The sequence below is a fragment of the Microbulbifer pacificus genome (genome assembly GCF_033723955.1).
GTDB lineage: Bacteria > Pseudomonadota > Gammaproteobacteria > Pseudomonadales > Cellvibrionaceae > Microbulbifer > Microbulbifer pacificus.
This window is the reverse complement of record NZ_CP137555.1, coordinates 468,679-489,883: the sequence shown is the minus strand read 5'-3', so window position 1 is coordinate 489,883 and position 21,205 is coordinate 468,679. Positions and strand designations below refer to the sequence as shown.

11 protein-coding genes are annotated in these 21,205 nt (G+C 51.7%); 10 read left to right on the top strand and 1 reads right to left on the bottom strand.

The features are described from left to right. Positions 1–29: 29 nt before the first annotated feature. From R5R33_RS02125 to R5R33_RS02080, 10 genes are all read left to right on the top strand, one after another. Positions 30–5,315, top strand: a complete 5,286-nt coding sequence (locus R5R33_RS02125) for a DUF4011 domain-containing protein (RefSeq protein ID WP_318954423.1) — start codon at positions 30–32, stop codon at positions 5,313–5,315. A gap of 100 nt (positions 5,316–5,415) precedes the next feature. Beyond that, positions 5,416–5,973 carry a hypothetical protein gene (locus R5R33_RS02120; protein WP_318954422.1) on the top strand — a complete coding sequence of 186 codons (558 nt, stop codon included), beginning with the start codon at positions 5,416–5,418 and terminating at the stop codon, positions 5,971–5,973. 65 nt (positions 5,974–6,038) lie between these two features. Next, the gene (locus tag R5R33_RS02115) at positions 6,039–6,797 is read left to right on the top strand and encodes a hypothetical protein (RefSeq protein WP_318954421.1); all 759 of its coding nucleotides are present in this window, start codon (positions 6,039–6,041) and stop codon (positions 6,795–6,797) included. A gap of 2 nt (positions 6,798–6,799) precedes the next feature. Beyond that, positions 6,800–7,765, top strand: a complete 966-nt coding sequence (locus R5R33_RS02110; RefSeq protein WP_318954420.1) for a hypothetical protein — start codon at positions 6,800–6,802, stop codon at positions 7,763–7,765. Between the two features lie 111 nt (positions 7,766–7,876). Then, positions 7,877–8,635: an NYN domain-containing protein gene (locus R5R33_RS02105; protein ID WP_318954419.1), complete on the top strand. Its 759-nt coding sequence runs from the start codon at positions 7,877–7,879 to the stop codon at positions 8,633–8,635. Between the two features lie 1,499 nt (positions 8,636–10,134). Next, positions 10,135–10,965 (top strand): ASCH domain-containing protein, encoded by an 831-nt coding sequence (locus R5R33_RS02100; protein WP_318954418.1) that lies wholly within the window; start codon positions 10,135–10,137, stop codon positions 10,963–10,965. Positions 10,966–11,005: 40 nt separating this feature from the next. After that, the gene (gene zorA, locus R5R33_RS02095; protein ID WP_318954417.1) at positions 11,006–12,868 is read left to right on the top strand and encodes an anti-phage ZorAB system protein ZorA; all 1,863 of its coding nucleotides are present in this window, start codon (positions 11,006–11,008) and stop codon (positions 12,866–12,868) included. Positions 12,869–12,914: 46 nt separating this feature from the next. Beyond that, positions 12,915–13,607: an OmpA/MotB family protein gene (locus tag R5R33_RS02090; protein ID WP_318954416.1), complete on the top strand. Its 693-nt coding sequence runs from the start codon at positions 12,915–12,917 to the stop codon at positions 13,605–13,607. Position 13,608: 1 nt separating this feature from the next. Beyond that, positions 13,609–15,093 (top strand): EH signature domain-containing protein, encoded by a 1,485-nt coding sequence (locus R5R33_RS02085; protein ID WP_318954415.1) that lies wholly within the window; start codon positions 13,609–13,611, stop codon positions 15,091–15,093. Further along, positions 15,093–18,101 carry a DEAD/DEAH box helicase gene (locus tag R5R33_RS02080; RefSeq protein ID WP_318954414.1) on the top strand — a complete coding sequence of 1,003 codons (3,009 nt, stop codon included), beginning with the start codon at positions 15,093–15,095 and terminating at the stop codon, positions 18,099–18,101. Before R5R33_RS02085 ends, R5R33_RS02080 begins: the two co-directional genes overlap by 1 nt. A gap of 853 nt (positions 18,102–18,954) precedes the next feature. On the opposite strand, the gene R5R33_RS02075 is transcribed toward R5R33_RS02080, so the two are convergent. Next, the gene (locus tag R5R33_RS02075; protein WP_318954413.1) at positions 18,955–20,643 is read right to left on the bottom strand and encodes an amidohydrolase family protein; all 1,689 of its coding nucleotides are present in this window, start codon (positions 20,641–20,643) and stop codon (positions 18,955–18,957) included. Positions 20,644–21,205: the final 562 nt, after the last annotated feature.

Genomic DNA, 21,205 nt, shown 5'->3' with positions numbered 1-21,205 from the left:
CGCTTAGAAAAAATAAAGGAAGGCAAATTATGCCAGTTGAGCAACCGGCGCCAGCGAAACTTCAATTCGATTTTGTCAAAAAAATCAATTTCGCCTGCCACCAAAGCGCATTCGCGGTACTGCGCGGGCTTAAGATCGAGAATCTGGACAATGAACTGGATCTGTCGGATCTGTCGGTTACGCTGGAAGCCTCTCCTGCCTTCCTGAAGCCGAAGACTTGGACCGTGGACCGACTTTCAGCTGGTGGTGAGCTGGTGATCAAAGACCGCGATCTGGAGCTTGATGGCGGCTTCCTGTTCGGACTGACGGAATCCATGCGGGGTAAGGTGAGCGTTCGGGTCTGCCAGGGCGGACACGTGTTGGCAGAGCAGGGTACTACGGTAGAGTTGCTCGCCTGTAACGAGTGGGGCGGCGCTGAATTTATGCCGGAGTTGCTGGCAGCATTCAGTACGCCGAATGATCCGGCGGTAGACCGCGTGCTGGGGCAGGCGAGCCAGATATTGAGAAAAGCCGGCAAGCCTGATGCCATCAACGGCTACGAAGCCGGGAACCGTGAGCGGGTCTGGCTGATGGCATCCGCCATTTACTCATCCATCGTCAAGTTGCAGTTGGGCTACGCGTTGCCGCCTTCCAGTTTTGAGCGCAATGGTCAGAAGATTCGGCTTCCCGGGCTGATTGAAGCTGGAAAGCTCGCCACCTGTCTGGATTCCACGTTGCTGTTCGCCGCAGCGTTCGAGCAGGCAGGTCTCAACCCGCTGGTGGTAATAACCGAAGGGCACGCGCTGGTCGGGCTTTGGTTGGAGCCCGACAATCTGTCCAGTGTCGTGGTGACAGAGGGGGAAGTACTGCGCCAGCGCCTTCCACTTAAAGAGCTAATTCTGATTGAAACCACGACCGTAACCTCACATCCGGCGGTACCTTTTTCCAAAGCGGTACAGCAGGGGGCTGACGCTGTGGCGCTGGAGAAGGAGCGCGAGTTTATCGCGGCGGTGGATATTCGCCGTGCAAGGGCCCACTGCATCAACCCCATTAGTCTCAAGGCACCGCCCAGTACCGTCGTAGTTGAAGGCGCAATTGAGATTATCGAGCCGGGGCTGGAGGACGCGCCGGCGCTGCCGAGTTATACGTCTGTGGAAACTGCGGACGTTGCTGATAATTCCCCAGGTGGTCGTCTTGAGCGCTGGCAGCGCAAGCTGCTGGATCTCTCTGCGCGCAATCCTCTACTCAATCACAAACCGGGCAAAACGAGCCTGACGTTTGTGTGCGATGACCCGGGTGCGTTAGAGGACGTGCTGGCTACCGGTGCGCGCATTTCGGTAGCACCCTTTCCGAAACTGCAGGCCGAGGATCAGGATGAGGACCTCTTTCGCCAGCGCACTGGCCACGAGCTGAAGCAGGAGTATGCTCGGGACGCGCTTGCCAAGAAGCAGCTGCTGGTCGAGTTGACCCGTGAAGAACTGGAAAAGCGCGCGGTAGAAATCTACCGCAAAGCTCAAACTTCTCTGAAGGAGGGTGGCTCCAACACACTGTTCCTTGCTATCGGTTTTCTGTTATGGAAGCCACAGGATAAGGGCGACAGCCGCTACCGTGCGCCGCTGATCTTGTTACCGGTATCGCTAGAGCGCAAGTCCGTACGTAGCGGCGTCAAGATGACCGCCAGCGAGGATGAGCCCAGGTTCAATACCACGCTGCTGGAGTTGCTGAAGAAAGATTTCGGCATTGATATCAAAGGGTTGCATGGCGCCTTGCCACAGGATCACAGTGGTATTGATGTGGCGGGAATCTGGCATCGGGTTCGCCTTGCCATCAAGGATGTGCCGGGATTTGAAGTGGTCGAGGAGGTCGCCCTCGGCCATTTCTCCTTTGCCAAGTATTTGATGTGGAAGGACCTGGTGGATCGGGCGGATGCCCTGAAGGAAAATCGGGTGGTGAAACATCTGATCGATACACCTCGGGAGCCTTACGAGAGCGATATCCGCTTTGTTGATCCGGGCGATATCGATCGCGAATACACACCCGCAGACCTGCTCACACCACTGCCGGCGGATTCCTCGCAAATGTCCGCCATTGCCACCGCAGATCGCGGCAAAGATTTCGTTATTATAGGCCCTCCGGGAACCGGCAAGAGCCAGACCATCAGTAACCTGATTGCGCACATGCTCGGCACCGGAAAAAGGGTGCTGTTTGTTTCCGAGAAAACCGCGGCGCTGGAGGTGGTACACCGCCGCCTGAAAGATATCGGCCTGGGCCAGTTCTGCCTGGAGTTGCATTCCAATAAAGCCAAGAAAGCGGACGTACTGGAGCAGCTGCGAAGCTCCTGGGACAGCTTTTCCCAATCGGGCGTGCAAAACTGGCAGGTGGAAGCGGAGCGCCTGAAAACTCTGCGCGACCGCCTGAACCAGGTCGTCAATGCGTTGCATAAACCGCGGCGCAATGGCTTAACCGCGCACTACGCCATCGGCGTTAAGGTGCGCGATGAAGCGTTGGCGGCGAAAGTAAAACTGAGCTGGCGTATAGCGGACTACCACGACCAAGCGCATTTGCAGAAGCTACGGGAAATGGCCGAACTGCTGGGTGTACAGGCCAGAGCGGTAGGTAACCTCGCAGATCACCCCCTCAAGATCATTGCCAACCACGACTGGCGCCCGCAATGGCAGGAAACCGTGGTGAAAGCCGCGGGCCTGCTCAAGGCCAGCGCGCAGCAGGTTGCTACCAGTCTGGCGGCCCTGGAGAAGGCTACCGGCCTGAGGCTCCGTGAGCTAGATCTGTCCGGACTTACCGCAGTAGCGGAGCTAGGACAGGTACTACTCGACGCCTACCGTAAGCAGGCAGCCTTTGCGCTGGAACCGGATGCGGCAGATCGCCTGGATGCACTGGAAGAAGCCGTCACCCAATTGAAGTCCTATATCGCGCAGCAGTCCCAACTGAGCTGCCGCTACGAAGATCTCGCCTGGAAGAAGCTCGATGCCGATGCGTTGGAGCAGGCGTGGGGTGCAGCCAACGAGACCTGGTGGCCGAATAGCTTCTTTGCCAAGCGCAAGGTACTGAAGCTGATGCGCGCAAGTGGTGCTCTGGGGGAGCCAGATCCGGATAACGATATTCCGGTCCTCAAGCAGTTGCGCGACACCGGTGGCAAGATCGACCGCCTCGACAGCGTGTTAAAGGGGCTGCGCGAATGGAATTCCTACGATTCGAACCCGAGCGATATCGCATCCTTAAAGCTGTTAGGCACCCGCGCCCGTACCGCCGTGGGTAAATTGGCGGAGGATGCGGAGGCCCTCGGGACTCTGCGCGCTGCCGTTCGCAAGCTCATGTACGATGCCAATGACCTGCTGGCACCGGAGGCGTCCGTCGGTCGAGCGGTGACGCAGTTCCTCGAGACTCTGAAGCGCTTCGATGCGATCAGGGAGAAATTCGAAGCTCTGATCGGCGCTGGTCTGGATACCGCTACGCCTGGTAATGCACTGACACTCCCGGCCCTTGATGCCCTTTGCCAGCAAATTACGGATCATCACGCCTCACTTAAAGACTGGTGTGCGTGGGTGCGTCGGCGCTCCGAAGCTCTCGACTGCCAGCTGGGGCCACTGGTATCTGCAATCGAAAGCGGCAATGTGACTCCCGCTGAAGTACCGGAGGTTTTCGAGGCCGCCTATTGCGCCTGGTGGTCATCAGCGGTGATCGGTGAGGATGAGGTGTTGCGCACCTTCTCGTCGCCGGAACACGAATCGGCGATCCAGAACTTCAGAGTACTGGACTCTCAGTTCAGCAAGCTTACCGCCCAATATATTGCCGCCAAGCTGGGTGGGCAGATCCCCAATCCGGATGACGTCAAACGCAGTTCTTCTTGGGGCGTCCTGCGCCACGAGCTGCAGAAAAAAATGCGGCACAAGCCGGTGCGGCAGATGATGGAGGAAATTCCGGATGTGATTACCTCCCTGGCACCGTGTTTAATGATGTCGCCGCTTTCTATTAGCCAGTACTTATCCGCAGGACAGGCGCTGTTTGACGTGGTGATCTTTGACGAAGCGTCTCAGATCACGGTCTGGGATGCGGTAGGGTCCTTGGCACGTGGTAAACAGGTGATTATCGCCGGCGACCCGAAGCAGATGCCTCCCACCAATTTCTTCTCCCGAGCGGACGACGATCCCGATGGCGAAGAGGACTCCGAAGGTGATCTGGAAAGTATTCTGGATGAACTAATTGGAGCCAGCATTCCCCAGCGTGTACTCAATCTACATTACCGCTCGCGCCGCGAGAGTTTGATTGCCTTCTCGAATAACCGCTATTACGACAGCTCGCTGGTAACTTTCCCGGCACCGGTACACCCCGATAAGGGTGTCTCACTGGTCCGTCCGGAGGGCTTCTATGCGCGCGGCAAGGCCCGCCACAACCAGGGAGAGGCCAAGGCCATTGTTGCCGAGATAGTGCGGCGCCTCACCTCGCCGAACGTCATGGTGCGCAACCAGTCCATCGGCGTGGTGACGTTTAATACGGAACAGCAGACGCTGATCGAGGACCTGCTGGACAAGGCCCGTGCAGAAGATCCGAGTATCGAATGGGCCTTCTCTGAGGAGGCAACACTGGAGCCGGTATTCGTCAAGAACTTGGAGACGGTGCAGGGGGATGAGCGGGATGTAATCCTGTTCAGTATCACTTACGGCCCCGATGAAACGGACCATATCACCATGAACTTTGGTCCCCTTAACCGCACGGGCGGCGAGCGTCGACTGAACGTAGCGATGACGCGCGCGCGTTCGGAAATGGTCGTGTTTGCCACCATGGCGCCGGAGCGCATTGATCTCTCTCGCACCAAGGCCCGTGCGGTTGCCGACCTGAAGCACTTTCTGGAATACGCCGAGCGCGGTCCTGCTGCGCTGGCCGCCGCGGTACACGGCTCCAAGGGCGATTTTGAGTCGCCGTTCGAAGTGGCCGTGGCCAGAGGGCTGCAGGACAAAGGCTGGATTGTGCATCCACAGATCGGCGTGTCCGCTTACCGAATCGATCTGGGCATTGTGCACCCGGATGAACCTGGCCTCTATCTCGCGGGTGTCGAGTGCGATGGCGCGATGTATCACAGCTCAGCATACGCGAGAGAGCGGGACAAAATTCGTCAGGCAGTCCTCGAAGGTCTCGGATGGACCCTTTTCCGGGTATGGTCCACAGATTGGTGGACCAATAGCGCCAAAGCGCTCGAGGAACTCCACTGTTCGTTGCAGAAACGCTTGGAAAGCGCGAAGGTAGCAAAAGCGCGGAGTGGCAAATCGACGGAGGAAACCGCAGATGAAGTTGCTTCTGATGCTGAGAGCGAAGAGTGAAAGTTCTTGGTTGATTGGAAGCAAGATGTGAACAGTGCAATCATGCTGCATGAATAAAGTACAAATTCGCAGTTAGTGTATTTTTGTCGAGAGAAAAAGAATGAATATCAGCGACTATTTTGCACGAGTGCTCCAGGCTCCACTGAAGAATATCCAGTGGTCATGGGGTGCCGAGAACGATCACGCGGTTTTTCTGCGCAGCTGGATCCCCGAGTATGACGGCCGCCGCGTCTATGTTCTGGGCGACCGGGACGACTATGGCAGCCCTGGTTATGGAGAACGCATCCAGCATATCGAGTCCATTAGATCCGGAAAGCCGGGCTATGTCATATTGCTCGAGCCCGTCGATCCGACGGCAGAAAAGTGGACGATCAAGCGCTTCGAGGAGAAGGTCTACCCGATCACTTCCTTCGAGCAGCAGGCCGACGAGTGGTTTGCATTGCTGGCAGCTGGCGTGGATGTCGCAATAGCTAACGGGTTTGATCCGGAAGCGGAGCTGAAAAACTTGCTGAAATGCAAAGCTGCTGAAGTGATTGAGAAAGCAGCAAAAGCCTGGAAGTTGATTGCGGTTAACGGCAATGAAGCAGTATTCAAGCACCCGACAAAATTGCTCCGGTTGATTGTTAATATTGACACAGGGGAATATCGAAGAGTCTAGTTTCTATAGCAACGCCCTACAGATAGATCCATAAAATAATAACTTCTTGCAACAGAGCATTGAGCATGTTGGATTTTTTCAAAAGAATTCTTTCCAGCGATGCGCCGTCCGGTGCCGAGCGAAAAATTCTTCCGTCTTCGCATCAATCCAATTCCGAAAGAAAAACTAGTATCGATGTTCGGCGTGCCATATTGGACTGGCGTGATCAATTCACGGAAGACGCAGAATTGCAGTTTCGTAGTGAATTTTCTCAGCTATTGAATACTTTCGATACTGTCATGAATGAGGCAAGTATCCGAGAGTTGCTGAACAAGAAATTCGCGAAGGCTCATCTTGAACCGCTTTATCTAGAGTGGCAGGAGAGGGAGGTGAAGCGATTTCTTCTGCGTGCAGAAAAAGGCCAGAAGAGCACGCTGGTTACTCAGTTGAGGTTTTCTAGTCAAGAAGTGGCTGCTTTCGATGATTCGTCAAGTGGCATCTTGAACCTATTGCTGCCTACCGCCGCTACGGGTATCGGCGTTGCGGCTGTGCCGTCGGTTGGGGCTGCCTCAGTGGTATCGGCGGGTGGATTGCTTGGTGTTTTCGGAGTTACGACCATCAGCTGGCCGATATTGCTCTCCGGTCTTGCCATCAGTACTGTCCTGGTCTCCACCGGAGTAATCAAAGGCGCAAAGCTAAAAGACAAGTTGCGAGAAAAGATTCGTAATCGTGTCGGGCAGCAGTTGACCCTACAATTTCTAGGCGATGGAGCTGGTTCTTCGCTGGTGGAGAATCTCCAAAAATATATTCATGATGTCGCCAACGATGCTTTAGGAAGGTTGTGAGTATGCCTATCCCTTTTGACGTTCCCGCCAAATATATTGCCGGCCTTGAGCAGGGCAACCTAACTCGTATTGGTGCATTGATCAAAGACTCATCAAGTGGCCAGATAGTGGCACATGTCCAGGAAACTGGGGTGCTAGGTAATCTTGCACATTCCGGCTTGTGTAGCGCATTGTCGCCATTGACAGCCGTTAGTTCGGTTGGAAGCAATATACAGCTAGCTCAACTTAAGTCGATGGTTGAGGGGCTTCAGGTATTGCAGTTTGCCAATCTAGGGGCGACGGTCGCCGGGCTGGGTATAAGTTGTGCAGGATTTGCCGTCCTGAATAACAGAATCAGGAAATTGCAGGAAAGTCTTGAAGGCGTGGCTGAGTCCATCCTGTATGCGATCGGCGAGATGCGTGCCAGCCAGGTTCGAGAGCATTTGGCGCAAGTCAATTTTGCGGTAGAGGAGGGCGCACTGCTCGAGGCGAATGGTGGTGGTGAGCTAGAGTGGCATAGTGTAAGTCAGACCCTGGGGCGGGAGACGCAGTACTACCTTGGCGAAGTAAAATATCTTTTGTCTCGTAATGAGTTTGAACAAGAGTCATTCGAGCAGTTTCTTGAGCTATCTTGTCTTGCGTTCAAGGCTAGGTTGCAAGCGTTCTTCCATATGGGACGACTGGACTTGGCAATGGGCGCAGCCCAGAAAATGTCTCATGATTTCAACATTGTTCTAGATCCTGTGAGTCCAATTGCATTGGCAAAAAAGCTACCTTGGACGAATTCAGCATGTGCTGAGCAAGATCTGCGCAAGAATCTGGAAGGTACCAGATTGCTGGTGCAATCAGTAAGAGATAGCCAAGACTGCTTGGCTTCGATTCCTGAGCTGATCCAAACACTGACGCTGCGCAAAATTAACGGCGCGGAATACATACGATCAGCGAAATCGAACCTTAATGATCCAGTGTTGATTCTCGAAGCTGCTTAATGTGCGCATGATTGATTGCGGTTTCGCATCAATGGCCAATAATTGGTCAATTGAGTAACCGAGACATTTGTTGGGGTTTCGGCTGATTGTTTTTAAATAAGGGATATAGATTTGAAGAACAAGGAAAAAATTGCGGTTTTCATTGATGCCGACAACGCACCTGCATCCAAGTTTGACAAGATTTTATCGGAGTTGGCGAAATACGGTGTAGTAATTGTTCGAAAGGCCTATGGCAACTGGGTCAGTTCTAATTTAAAACCTTGGACAGAAATTCTGCATGAACATGCTATCCAGCCAATGCAGCAATTTGATTTGACCAAGGGAAAAAATGCCACAGATATCGCTTTGGTTATTGATGTCATGGATGTCCTGTACACGAAAGATATTGACGTGATTTGCTTGGTGTCCTCAGACTGTGACTTTACGCCGTTGGTTTACCGGGCCCTTTCGGAAGGGAAGACTGTGCTCGGTTTCGGTGAGAGAAAGGCTCCTAAGGCCTTTGTTAATTGCTGCTCTAAGTTTTTGTTTTTAGATGATAAGGACTCTGAAGAAGAGATCTGCGATACGGTTCGACGTATTCAGTTGAAGTCAGATACCAAGCTGATCAACCTCCTGCGCCAGGCAATTGAGGCTGTGGAGGATGATGAGGGATGGGCTAGCCTCGCGCAGGTGGGCAGTCATATCAACAACCAGGCTTCATTCGACCACAGAAACTATGGCTTTGAGAAATTAAGTGAGTTGTTCAAGGCGATTGACCTGTTTGAGTGCCGGGCGGAGAGCGGTACCGAGTTTTTCGTAAAGGATAAGAAACGGAACAAGCGGGTGAGCAAAAAGGACCAGGAGTCAATATTGAGCTCTTCACTTGCTTAAGTTCCTGGGGATAATTGGATTATTATTTTCGGCATTTTTTGGCTGGTGGATGCCGTCACGATTTATAGGTATCTAATAAATATTTGAGAGAAAACATGGATACAACTGGTCAACTTCCCCATCCAGATGATCGTTGCGGTGAATTCTTCGTCTACCGCGACTTCTTTGAATGCAGCGATTCTTGGAAGCGCTCTGGGGTACACAATATCCCCGAGCAATTGGAAACCTACGATGCCATCCGGCAGATTTGTAGGGACGTTCTAGACCCGGTCTCGGAGGTATTCGGGAAGGTTCACCTGACCTATGGGTTTAGCTCTTCCGCCCTGTTAGCGGAGGTGAAGAAGAATCCATATCCAAATGTCACCCCATCCGGGGACCAACACGCGGGTTCGGAGTTGAACAGAACGGGTAGCCTCGTCTGCGATCGTCGAGGTATAGCGGTTGACTGTTTCGTTGCTGGGGTTAGCTCTCTAGAGGTGGCGCGCTGGATTGTGGCGAACACCCCCTTTGACCGTCTGTATTTCTATTCAGCTCATCGCCCCTTCCATGTCAGTGTTGGTCCGGACAATAGTCGATACGTGGTCTGGATGGATGGATACCGGGGCGGACGACACCAGCCCCGGATGGTTTCAACCGACAAGTTTACCAGGGGAGACTTTCCCTAAGTTTAGCGGGTGATCGTTTTGTGTCCATTTCGGCTGATAAATAACCTGTATCCCACTGTTTTTCCCCTCTTTGCCCATAAGTAGGCAGGTCAGCCTGAATGTCGATTCCATCACATGATTCGACATGTTAAATTCACATTAATGGCGCATGAATCGTCTTTGAGGGTCGAAAGAAGGCCTTCGTTGAGAATAAGAAAAGGGGAGTGAAAGCCCCTCTGTAGGCAAGCATCAGGCGATATGTGGTCAAAATGTGATCGCTCAATTGTCAGGATGCGATATAGGCCTGAAAGGTCCCCACCAGCCTTAGCGATTATGGGCTCATCTTCTGTGCTGCCTGCCCCCTTTCTTTTACGGGGGGATTCTCATGTCCTCTCGTTAGTTGATTCTTAGCGCCTGAACATATTTTGTACGATTGGCGCCTTGCACCGTCTTCCCTATGAGAGCGATACGGTCCGCGTGTTCAGCGTACATAAATTTTTTTATTTCGTTGCTTAATTCTTTATTTGCGGACTGCTCTATTGATGAGTCTCCCGCAAAAAATGTCGCTAAAACAAAGGGTTACGTTAATTTCAGAGTTGGCACATTCATTGTTATAGATCTTGAGATCGACAAAGAAGGAGTGTGTTTATGTCTGAAAAGATTGTGGTTCGGTTTGCGGAAGATGTGTGTTGTCCTCACTGCATCAAGTTATTTCCGCTCGCAGATGGTCTTTTGCGGTCACCGATAAGGGAATCGGAGTCCTGTACTGAGCTGCCAGTAGTACCTGAGGATCGGGAGGGGCCTTTGGTCTCACGTAGTAAGCGATAAATGGTCAACCGGGGAGGGAGCTAAGCGATGCCGGAAATCAGTAAAGCACTGATCGTCGACGAGCCTTGGATTACGTACCTACTGCAGGGTAAGAAAGCCTGGGAGCTTCGCAGTCGCAAGACGCAATATCGCGGTTGGCTCGGTCTGATAAAGAAGGGCTCTGGGCAAGTCGTCGGAATCGCTCGGCTTACCGGGGTTAGTGAATATCTGAATGATGCAGAACTGGAGCGGAGCTTGGATAAGCATCAGGTAGGACCTGAAGTCTATAAGCGAGCCGACTACAAGTGGCGCTTCGCCTGGAAGCTGGAAGACATACGGGCACTGAATCAACCGGTCTCCTATCACCACAAAAGTGGAGCAGTGACATGGGTAACATTGAATCCGGAAGCTCAGGTCCTTCTAAAGCTTGCCTGCGGTGAGCTGGCTATCAGCTGGGAGCACCCTGAAACCTCGCAGGAAAAGCCGGTTAACGCTATTGGTGCTACTCGTGTTGAGTTCGAAAAGGAAAGTGTCAGCGATCGGTCGGCAGGATGGGAAGGTACTGCCGGCATATTGATGAAGACTACCAATCATCAGAATTCTTCATCACCCGATGGCGGCGCAGAGCGTCGCAAAGTTAATGGGGTAGGTCTGGGTATTTCCTACGTACCTATTGCCCGCGATGGTTCCCGGTTTTTACCGGAAGTTTGTAATGGGAAAGGACACTACACCGTCGGAGATAAGGGCGATGAGAAGCAATTTTCCGATTACGAAGCAGCATTGAAATATCTGCGCGACATGCCCAAGGCAAAATGGCGCCGACCAAATAGCGCCGGGAACTGGGGTATCGTAAGTGCGATAGATTGGGTTAAGAACTGAGTAAATCGAAGTTAAAAAGAAGGCTAGGTAGTACCTTATTATGGAGCAGTCAACATATAGTCTCGGAAATTTGTGGCCTCAATTTGGCTCCATTTTTGATGGGCGGCTCTCAAGCCCGGAGGGGCTTAGCGCGGTCTTTGTGACTTTTCTCATTTTGGCTACGGTCATTTTCGGTGGATGGGCACTAAATAGGCTTCAGTCTGCTCGAAAGGCGCTCGCTTTTTACGAGTCACTTGTGGCTGGAGTAAAGCCAGAAAGCCTACTAGAGCAACGTCGCGATCTTACCAATAGAGCCATGCAAAGCGCTCGCTACGGTGATCTTTGGCGGGAGTTCGATGAATCGCTCGTGCCTGTTCCCCAAAAGCAGCGGCTCTGCAATACCCTTGATGCCGCGCACTTTTTCAATACACATACGCTTGCTCGTAGCCTCACAGAGAACAGGCTACTGGCGGCAGTGCCAGGTTTCCTGACGGCCATCGGTGTTATCGGTACCTTCGCAGGCCTTACCATGGGCCTAGGTGCGCTCAATATAGACACATCTTCCACCGATGTGGATAAGCTTCGTGACGGCATTTTTGGAATGATCGGAGGCGCTAAGATCGCCTTTATGACCTCGGTGTGGGGGGTGTTTACTAGTGTGGTATTTAACCTTTATGAAAAGCTGCTTGAGCGTAATATCCGGGCCCGTATCAGCCGTTTCCAAGCGCGGATTGATAACCTATTCCCCCGCATAACCGCGGAACAAAGCTTGTCTAACATTGAAGATTTCTCTCGTCAGAGCATGGAAAAGCTCGCAGAACTTGACGAAAAAATCGGTCACAAGATGCAGGAGGCGATGCAAAAAGCTTCTGTGGTGATTCGGGACGGTATGGAGCAAAGTCTGAATAACATCTTGGGGCCTGCGATTCAGCAGCTAGTACAGAACGCACATTCGGGTTCGGAGAAGGCTCTGGAATCGCTGCTGGAGCGTTTCCTCAAGGGTGTGGGCGATGCAGGTAAAGCACAGGAACAGATGCTCAAAGGTGCAGCTACTGACATGGGGCAGGCATCAGAACAGATGGTCTCTGGGTTGAATGAATTCACCTCGCAGCTAAAAGGGGAGATGGGTACCTTCACCGAGCGCAACGCGACTGCTATTCGGGAAATACAAGAGGCAATGTCTGCCCACTTGGCCAAGCAGCATGAGCGGGAAGAGCAGGCACAGAAGGCCGCGGATGCTCAGTTCAACCGCTTTATCAGTGCGCAAGATGGCCTGACAGAGGGTATACAGAAAACCCTGGACACTCAGCAAGCTCAGCATGAATCGATCAGTGCAGAGCTAAATGATCTCGTTGAAAGGTTCAAGAGTTTGGCTGAGAGTCATGTTGCAGCAACTCAGTCCATGCAGCAGGCAGCCAGTGACATGAAGGGCTCATCCAATCAGCTCGGCATGTTGTCGACCAATCTACGCCAGGCAAGCGACAGCCTAGAAGAGCATCTGGAAACTTCGGCTGATCAGTTTGAACGGATAAGTAGTCAAAACGAGGCGGTGTTGAAAGCTTATGAGGCGCTGTCAAACAAAATGGAACAGGTCACTGTCACTATGAGTGGTGCGACCGATAACTTGATGTCTGCAGCGGAAATGGCTGAGTCAGGTCTAGGCAAAGTTCAGGAGAGCTTTGATACGTTGGGGCAAAGTATGAAGCAGCATGTTTCTGAGCTGCAAGAGAGGATGAATCGCGCGCTTAAGGACTATGCCGACGCCGTACAAGTACAGACATCGAATCGTATGTCTGCGTGGAATGAACAAACAAATAACTACATATCTTCAATGACCAATGCGGTAAGCACCATTAATGAGCTTGTCGATGAAATTGACGGAAAGCTTAGCGTGAGGGGTAAAGTAGGTCATGCGATTAGCTAACGGGAGCCATCATAGATCCTCAGCGGACGAGGAAAATCCATACTGGATGTCTTTCTCCGACATCATGGCCGGTCTCCTTGTCATCTTTGTTTTGGCGGTAGTTGCGTTAGTGCTCGAGTTAATGCAAAAGCGCCAAGACTGGGATGAGGCCATTCAGGAAATCGCAAAGGCTGAGCAGGTTCGCGAGAACTTGCTGCGTGAAATCGAGAGGGAGTTAAACGATAAGGGCATACCGGTGTCCATTAGTGAGAATGACACCGTGCTGCGGATCCCTGAGGACGTACTTGCCTTTCGCTCCGGTAAGTATCAGGTTCCGCAGGATGATCGTTCCCAGCAAGTGACATTGGAGATCGGCAGGGTACTGTTTATTGCGATTACGAAAGACGATCGGCGAAAGTATCTGGACACAGTATTTGTAGAAGGACACACCGATAAAGTCCCATATCGAAATGCTGCCATTCAGGAGAATTGGGGGCTCTCTACTTTCAGGGCGATCTCAGTCTGGCGTTTCTGGAATGAGATGCTTCCAGAGGGGCAACGGCTTGAGGATATTTACAACCATGACGATAAGAAGTTGTTTTCCGTCAGTGGTTACGCGGAGACGCGGCCTCGAATGGATACAGTTGAGGATCCGGATAATCCGGAATCATTGAAGAAGAATCGTCGTATTGACATCCGTTTCACAATCAAAAGGCCATCTTTGGCCGATTTTGAGAGAATCAAAGCTCAGTTGAACTAGCATGCTGCCAATACTTGCATTTGACCTGCCTGAGTGGACGGAGAACGACTTTGCTCCTCTTAGGAAAGCCGAAAAAAAGATGAAGGAAATCGGGTCTGGCTCTGGCGAGAGCTCCCCCCGGTTCCGTCGTGCCTGCGAATTATTGAGGAAGTTAGCATCTGTACGGGAAATTGACGCGATTCACCGGGCAATCAGTGACACGCTTCACGTCAGGGCGTACACATTTCTACTCTACAGCGATGAACAATTTGCTAGATGTGTGGGGGTTGGAGCGGGCTGCTTGAGTCGAATGCGTGCGGTAAGGGAGCCGATGACCAAGTTATCACTCCTCCAGCTGGTGCGGGCATACTTTAATCACTTTGATAGTATTTCAAATGAAGAAGAGCTATCTGCTTGGTCTGACTTCATACAAGAACAACTGGCCCCACAGGCTCGAAGGGGAGGGCAGACCGATTTGGCAGTCTATGCTGAACACCGGGGCGAACTATTTTCACCTTTTGCGCCATATCGCCTGGTAAAGGCTGCGCGGAAACAACAGATAGACTTTGACGGTTTAATTAGGCGGTACCACCTTGGCACCTTTTCCGGTGGCGTTTTCCTGAGCCGATGCCAAAACATCTACTACTTGGAAACCATTCGTAATATCCCTGTTGGTGAGAATGATCCGGTGCTACAGGAAGTGGTCAAGCCCTCGGTCTGCAATTCGAATTACATTCCTGGGAAACTGTTGGGCCTGGAGGTTCTTGAAATCCTCATTGACAGAAGCCCACAGGGCGAGGTTAGTCAAGCTTGGCAGAATGCAATTCTTTCCATCGCAGGTGATCCGCGTGTTCCCCGATCAAATCCTAGCTACCAGAAGTGGTGGTCACTACTTGGCGATGAGCGAGTCTCCAAGGTCAGGGGCTGGCTCAGTCGCTTCGATTTGAAGCTCTTCCTCGATGTGCTCGAGCAAAGTGCGCGTGACGGCAAGATCGATGATATGGAGAGAATGTTCAAGCCGCGGAAAGCCTTCATGGAAGGCCTGCTCGAATCCGGAGTTGTTTCTGAGTCTCGTCTATTTTTAGGCGACTATGCTGAGCATTACCTGAAGAGGCAGTACAAAAGAGAAGAGCTGCCTGCCTATACGAGAGTACACTCCCGCCAGACCTCTATGATTTACCTCAATTTAGCAGGTTCAGTTCACATGATTGAAGGCAGCCATAGCTTCCGCCTGAAGCTGCTGGATAAGCTACCGAGCAACCAGAAAGTTAGAAATTACGATATCCGTACAATCGATGATAGCTACCTTCGTAGCCAGTTGATGTTCGACTATCACCGTGAATATGGTGCTAGTGAAGAGGTATTAGAGTTGACTCACGATGTCCATTTTAACTGGCAACGAAAAGCAATAGCTTACCTAAAGTATAAGGGTGTGAAGGCAGAACCTGCGAAGTTGATTCATCCGGATCAATATCGAGCATTTAAGCAGAAGGTAGGGGTGATCTGATGGGGATTGCGCAATTTCTCAAGCGATTTTCTGGCCGTCACGAAGAAGAGTCACTTATCTGGCGGGTCGATCCGGTTGAGGGACTTGATTTTATTTTCACAGAACGCGGCCTGGCTGATCCTGAAGGATATTCGTTAGAAAACCCTATCTTTGGGATGAAGTACACATATCTGAAGAGTCTCCATGAGCAGGGATTGGCTTGTCGAAACGCCAACGGATTTACCCTGGCATCGTCGACAGTCTGCGATTTAGATGATGATTTTTCAACCTTGTTCAGACTGCCGAAGAAGTTCAACGGGGCTTTCAAGTGTGCTATCCCTGAAAGCTCGGCGAAGTCATCATTCCGTGTTACCACAACGCTTCTCATGCCAGGTGGCGAGGAGCTAACTTACTTCAAACTACATGGTCCATTCCTATTCTTGGGGGAAACTGAGCAGTATCGGCTCACGCCGGCCCAATGGTCTGCTCTCGAAGCCCTTGAAAAGCATGACAAGCTTTCTCCTTCCGAGAGAAACGAATATGAGAACAACTGGCTGATATTCAAGCTCCAAACCGCAAAAAAAGCGGGTGTCGACCTTGACCTTGCCCATTTTAATCAGATCGATCTTGTCAATCCTGAGTCAGTTGGTGTGGGAGTTGAAGAACTTGATAGTGGAGATCTTGTACTAACCCCAACTTTTGGGCCCGGTATTGATCTGGAACAGATCAAACGGCGCTTGGGGCAGCTAAAGCCCAGTGAAGAAAGCGGGATTTTACGGGTTAACAATCGCTTTGTGCTATTAGATTCTGAGAGGCTTGAGGCAGTAGAGGAGATACTGACCAACCGGGTCATTCCGAAGTCCCAAGTGAAGTCTTTTTTCGAGTCTCCCACGGCCTATCTCAATGCAGCGATGATTGATCTTGATACAGGCTTTTCGCTGCGAGTCCTCGGTGCTGAACGCTTTGAGCACAAATATTTTGGAGATGTAGAGAAATCTGGAACTAATTGGTTCGATGCGGAAAGTAAACTTATCGAGCCAACCGGTAATCTAGCGGCAATAGCCAAAAGCCGAGAGCTTTTGGATGAAATTCTCCAGCGTGTGACTGATGCTAAAAAGCATAGCGCTGGCGTTGTTGAGATCGACGGCAGGAAGTTTGATATTGCTGATGAAGAGGCCGTTAAGCAGGTATTGGAGCGGTCCGTTCAGGCGCTTTCTGCCACAGAGGATTTTCTCGACAACGAGACTTCTCTGTCACCAGGTTTGCAGAGGGCGACTTCTGATCAAGTCGTTATTGCAATTGGCAGTAATGATGAGGAAGAGGATTTCTGTAAAGAAACAGAGCTTAGCAATTTCGATACTGAGCGACAGAATTACGATAAGAGTAATTTGAAACGGACCGCTTACTCTCATCAGGACGAGGGTATTCGATGGCTCTTGGCGCATATGGAATCAGCGCTATCCAGTAGCAAGGACTCGGGTGCGTTATTGGCCGATGATATGGGTCTAGGTAAGACCTATATGACCCTCGTAGCGACCTCAGAGTTTCTCAGGCGAATACAGCAGGCAGGTAAGCAGAGCAAGCCAGTGCTGATTGTGGCTCCCCTTAGTCTGCTGGAAAACTGGCAGTCGGAAGTCTTTGAAACATTCCACCGTTCCCCTTTTGAGGATATTGTGACTCTACAGACCGGGGCAGATCTGAAGAAATTCAGGGTTGCCGGCGCGGGTAGAGAAACGTCTCAAGAGTTTGAAGGGGCTGAAAGGATTGAGGATCTAGGGTCGATTCGCTACTCGTTGAAGGTTGGCAAGTTATATGGGACGGATCGACTCGATCTTCCTGGACGACTGGTGTTAACAACCTACCAAACCCTCAGGGACTATCAGTTCTCACTGAGCCGTGTTGACTGGAGTGTGGTCGCATTTGACGAAGCCCAGAATATCAAGAATCCAAACGCATTGGCGACTCGTGCGGCAAAAGCATTGAAGTCTGATTTCAAGTTGCTGGCGAGTGGAACTCCTGTTGAGAACTCACTGAAGGATTTCTGGTGTCTCATGGATACAGCAGTTCCGGGCCTTTTGGGTGCCTGGCAATCATTCCGGGAAGCATACATCTCCCCGATTTTGGATGCTTCCGATGAAGATAAGCGTGATGTGAAGATAAGAGTTGGCAAGCAGCTTAGGGATAAGGTTGGTGCCTACATGTTGCGCCGGACCAAAGAGGAACGTTTAGAAGGCCTTCCTCAGAAGTTGATTTTTACTGGCAACCAAACTGCGGTTAAATCTCATTACCTGCCAGTGCTCGCTGGAGTTATGAAGGGGAGTCAACTGGCTGCCTACGAAGATGTTCTCTTTACGGTCAAAAATTCATCTGAACAGGACCGGCGAGGGGTTGTTCTGCCCAGCTTGCTCAAGCTGAAAGTGAGCTCTATCCACCATGGTCTATTAGCTCAAGAGGCTATTCCATCGGATCTCAAAGGGCTTTTAGACTTTGCACGGTCTTCAGTAAAGATCGAATCCATGCTGGCGGTACTTGATGAGATTCGCAAGGACAAAGAAAAGGTCATCATTTTTGCGACAACAAAGTCAATTCAACGCTTCGTCAGCGTCTTGGTCTCTTCTCTCTATAAAATAAAGGTCGATATCATCAATGGCGAGACCAAGGCAGTTTCTAATCGACAATCTGACCAGACGAGAAAGTCGATCATAGATGCTTTCCAGACAGGGCCTGGTTTTGGTGTGATCATTATGTCGCCAGTAGCAGCGGGTGTCGGCTTAACAGTGACAGGTGCAAACAATGTTATACACCTTGAGCGTCATTGGAATCCCGCAAAGGAAGCCCAGGCTACTGATAGAGTTTACAGAATTGGTCAGAAGAAAGATGTAAAGGTTTATCTTCCGATGGCCCTCCACCCTGAAATTAAGTCATTTGACTTACAGCTTGATGGACTACTAGGAAACAAGATTGATCTGAGTGATGCGGTGGTCGCAAATGAGGCAGTGGAGGCTTCAGATCTTACTAGTGTCTTTTGACTTAAAGTTTTAACCAGCGTGCTCTGAAGTTGTTCGCTGCCTAAATGGAGCAGAAGGCTTCGCGGAACTTGGTAATAAAGCGATCAGGTTATATCAGAGAGAGTTTAGTTCCGAGAATTGCAGGTTCTCGGAAGCAGTTTAGGGGGCGATAGCTAATAGTTTTTTTCAATGAAACATGTATCTTTTGTATCATTAGTTAGTTTCGAGAATTGTGTGTTCTCGGAAGTAGTTGGCTAGTGGCTAAGGTGTCCATTTCGCGTGATTGTTTATTTAACTATAGTTAGCAGGTATTGGCTTGATTTGGTTAAATAGCAACCAATTCTATATGGCGTAAATAAGACTTTACGCTATGTAGAACGGGGCAAACGGTACACGTTTTTTGGTTATAATTCGTTCAAGTCTTCTCGCCTACCCAGTGAAACGATTTGGCACGGAGAATTCGACGTTGCATTTGCCAGATTTTTTTCTATTTTTTAAATAATGCCGATTTAAATGGGTTAACCATCTTATTTATAGCGGCACTTTTGACGGCACTTAGTTGCACAGCTTCCATCTGATTGAGGTTTATCAATGGTTTTAGCGCCAAGGCTCTACGAGGCTACTCCGACCATTATTCATGTTGAGCAATCAACGACTCAAAAGCCCGCCTTGAGCGGGCTTTTTTGTGTCTGTAATTTAAGTCCACTTGGATACTTGGCCTCCATTGCTGTCAGGGAAAGCAGTTGGCCCGTTAACAAGGGGAGATGTTTAGGGGGGCTTAGCCGAAGGGTGATAAAAAGTCACTTCATGACTTTAGGGGCGATGTTTTGGTGAAGCGAAAGGCCGCGTCTCTTCAAGTAGCCCTCCGCACCCCTCACTTCGTTTGCGTCACCTGCGCTGCGCCGGTGTCGTCTAGCCGCTGCATGTCCGGCACATTGATGGAAAATTCACCGAGCCACTTATTGATGGAAACCGGTTCGAATCGGCCCTTTTCTTCGACCGGGAAGCGAATGGGCTGACCTGGCCGAACTGGCAGGACATTGCCTTTGTTCACGACGATGGTGCCGTGGACGATCACGTACGGAATGCCCGTAGGTGGCAACCCGTTTTCGCCAGCCTTGTAGGTCGCGTTTGCTTTCACCGTCTTGGGATCGAACAGGGTCAGATCTGCGATCTTGCCCACCTGCACACGACCCCGTTCCTTCATCGCTTCCAGCCCCGTGTCGCCCAGGTGCTTCGCGTTCCAGTAGCTCAGCTGTGCGAGCGTGAACATCAGTGGCACGCCATTCTCTCTACCGAGCTGCAGCGTCGTCGAGTAGGATGACGCCGTGCGCGGGTGGCCGGCATAGTGGCTGACGTCCGCATCCCAGGGCAGGAGCTTTCCGTCCTTGTCCACACCCTGCATCGCGTCCGATGCCACGACCATTTCCGGGATTGTCAGCCAGTACTTCATCCACTTCTTACGCGGCGGAATGTGCACGACAATGAAGTAGCCGGGCCGCTCCTTTACGGCCTTCAGGTACTCGTCCTTGGTCAGGAACTTGTCCGCACCCGGGTCATAGATGGTTTCCTCGTACTTGTAGCCGTTCACCTTCTCCCAGACATCGGGGCGCAGGAAGTCGGCGCTGATGATGGTCGAGCCGGCGGCGAAGGGATAGTACTCGGCCCAGACGTTATAGCCCTGGGCGCGCGCGAGTTTGAGCTTCTCCTCGTTCTCCCACCAGCCGTAGTCGTTGTCGTGCGCCAGGAGCAGGGGCGCCCGTAGCACCATGGCGTTTGCCAGCACCTCATCGAGCGCGATTGGCGCCTCGGTAGGTGTCTGAGTATTGAGGTGATAGCGCGTGTGGACGGACGTTAGGCGCCCGTATCGTGCAGTGGTGCGTTGCGCCTCGAACAACTCGTAGCTGCTCACCCCGCGCGCAGAATAGGCCGGCGCGGCGCCGAGCCCCAAAGCCCCTTGGCGCAGGTCTTCATCGAGCAATCGCATGATCTGGTTCATCTGCTCGATGCTGCTGCGGGTAACGGACCAACCGGGCACGCCGTCTTTGGCCGCCTCGTCGATGTAGCCTCCGGCGTTCGTCGCGTCGATCGGTTCATCGACCCTCACCTCGGGATCGTGCACGAGCAACCGGGTCTGGTTAAGGCTCGTCGTCGTGCCGAAGTTGACCTGCCAGCCCGCCTTCTCCTTGATGGCGTACCACTCACCGACGCGCGTCGAGCCCGCCTCCAGGTCCATACCCGTGGTAACTCCGTCTGCCACGACCATCTTGGTCGCAAACGGGTCGATCGAGTGGAAGTGCGTGTCGATGAAGCCTGGAGCGACGACCAATCCCTTGGCGTTGATGGTTTCCTTGCCGGTGATCCTGTCTTTGGTGATGGTGACAATCCTGCCATCGCTGATGCCGACATTGGCGATGTCGTCGTACATCGTTTCTGGGTCCATCACCCGGCCACCGTTAATGACAAGATCGTATTCAGTGGCGAACGCTACCGAAGGAAGTTCGATACTCGCGACCAGAATCCCGATCGATGCAGCCAAAACACGCGGCGTAACCAGTGCCATGAAGATGCTCCTCCCTGAGCTCAGTAAAGCAGTGACGCTGTTTGGTACCTGGAGAAAGTGTCTGATATCCGGGTCCGCCCAAGACGAGCTAAAAAAAATAGTTTGTGGGGCAGGGCGACACTATTTAGTCAGCTACTCGTCCCGTTATCTTAGACCCTCGTCAGCGCGATGGTCGACCGCATGCGCTGCCGGGGGAATGCTACGCCCCACTGGCCGGATTCAATTTCGGATTCTGAAAAGATGGAAAGCCCCGAGCATTGAACGTCGCAATCAGCCACAACATTTGCGCCGGCTTGCGGTTGGATCGATCTTCTGATGGATGTCCGGAGTGGGTCGAAAGCCGATGCTCAACGAAAAACCTTTCGATGACGCCTAATGCCTAACAGTTTGTTTAAGAGCGCCCGCTGTATAATTAGGTCTCTTTTTAATTCGGAGGTAGGCCTCCGTGAAACTGCTAAAACGTTACTTTTTCAATCTTTTGGTGCAATCCGGACATCGTGACGGCTGAAAATGTGAGCAATCGAAGTTTTGGGAATATTTGAAATTTCACTGCCGATTAAAT

Bases quoted from the DNA above. Each gene is read 5' to 3' on its own strand.
- R5R33_RS02125 (WP_318954423.1), top strand. From the start codon at position 30: ATGCCAGTTGAGCAACCGGCGCCAGCGAAACTTCAATTCGATTTTGTC.
- R5R33_RS02120 (WP_318954422.1), top strand. From the start codon at position 5,416: ATGAATATCAGCGACTATTTTGCACGAGTGCTCCAGGCTCCACTGAAG.
- R5R33_RS02115 (WP_318954421.1), top strand. From the start codon at position 6,039: ATGTTGGATTTTTTCAAAAGAATTCTTTCCAGCGATGCGCCGTCCGGT.
- R5R33_RS02110 (WP_318954420.1), top strand. From the start codon at position 6,800: ATGCCTATCCCTTTTGACGTTCCCGCCAAATATATTGCCGGCCTTGAG.
- R5R33_RS02100 (WP_318954418.1), top strand. From the start codon at position 10,135: ATGCCGGAAATCAGTAAAGCACTGATCGTCGACGAGCCTTGGATTACG.
- zorA (WP_318954417.1), top strand. From the start codon at position 11,006: ATGGAGCAGTCAACATATAGTCTCGGAAATTTGTGGCCTCAATTTGGC.
- R5R33_RS02090 (WP_318954416.1), top strand. From the start codon at position 12,915: ATGTCTTTCTCCGACATCATGGCCGGTCTCCTTGTCATCTTTGTTTTG.
- R5R33_RS02085 (WP_318954415.1), top strand. From the start codon at position 13,609: ATGCTGCCAATACTTGCATTTGACCTGCCTGAGTGGACGGAGAACGAC.
- R5R33_RS02080 (WP_318954414.1), top strand. From the start codon at position 15,093: ATGGGGATTGCGCAATTTCTCAAGCGATTTTCTGGCCGTCACGAAGAA.
- R5R33_RS02075 (WP_318954413.1), bottom strand. From the start codon at position 20,643: ATGGCACTGGTTACGCCGCGTGTTTTGGCTGCATCGATCGGGATTCTG.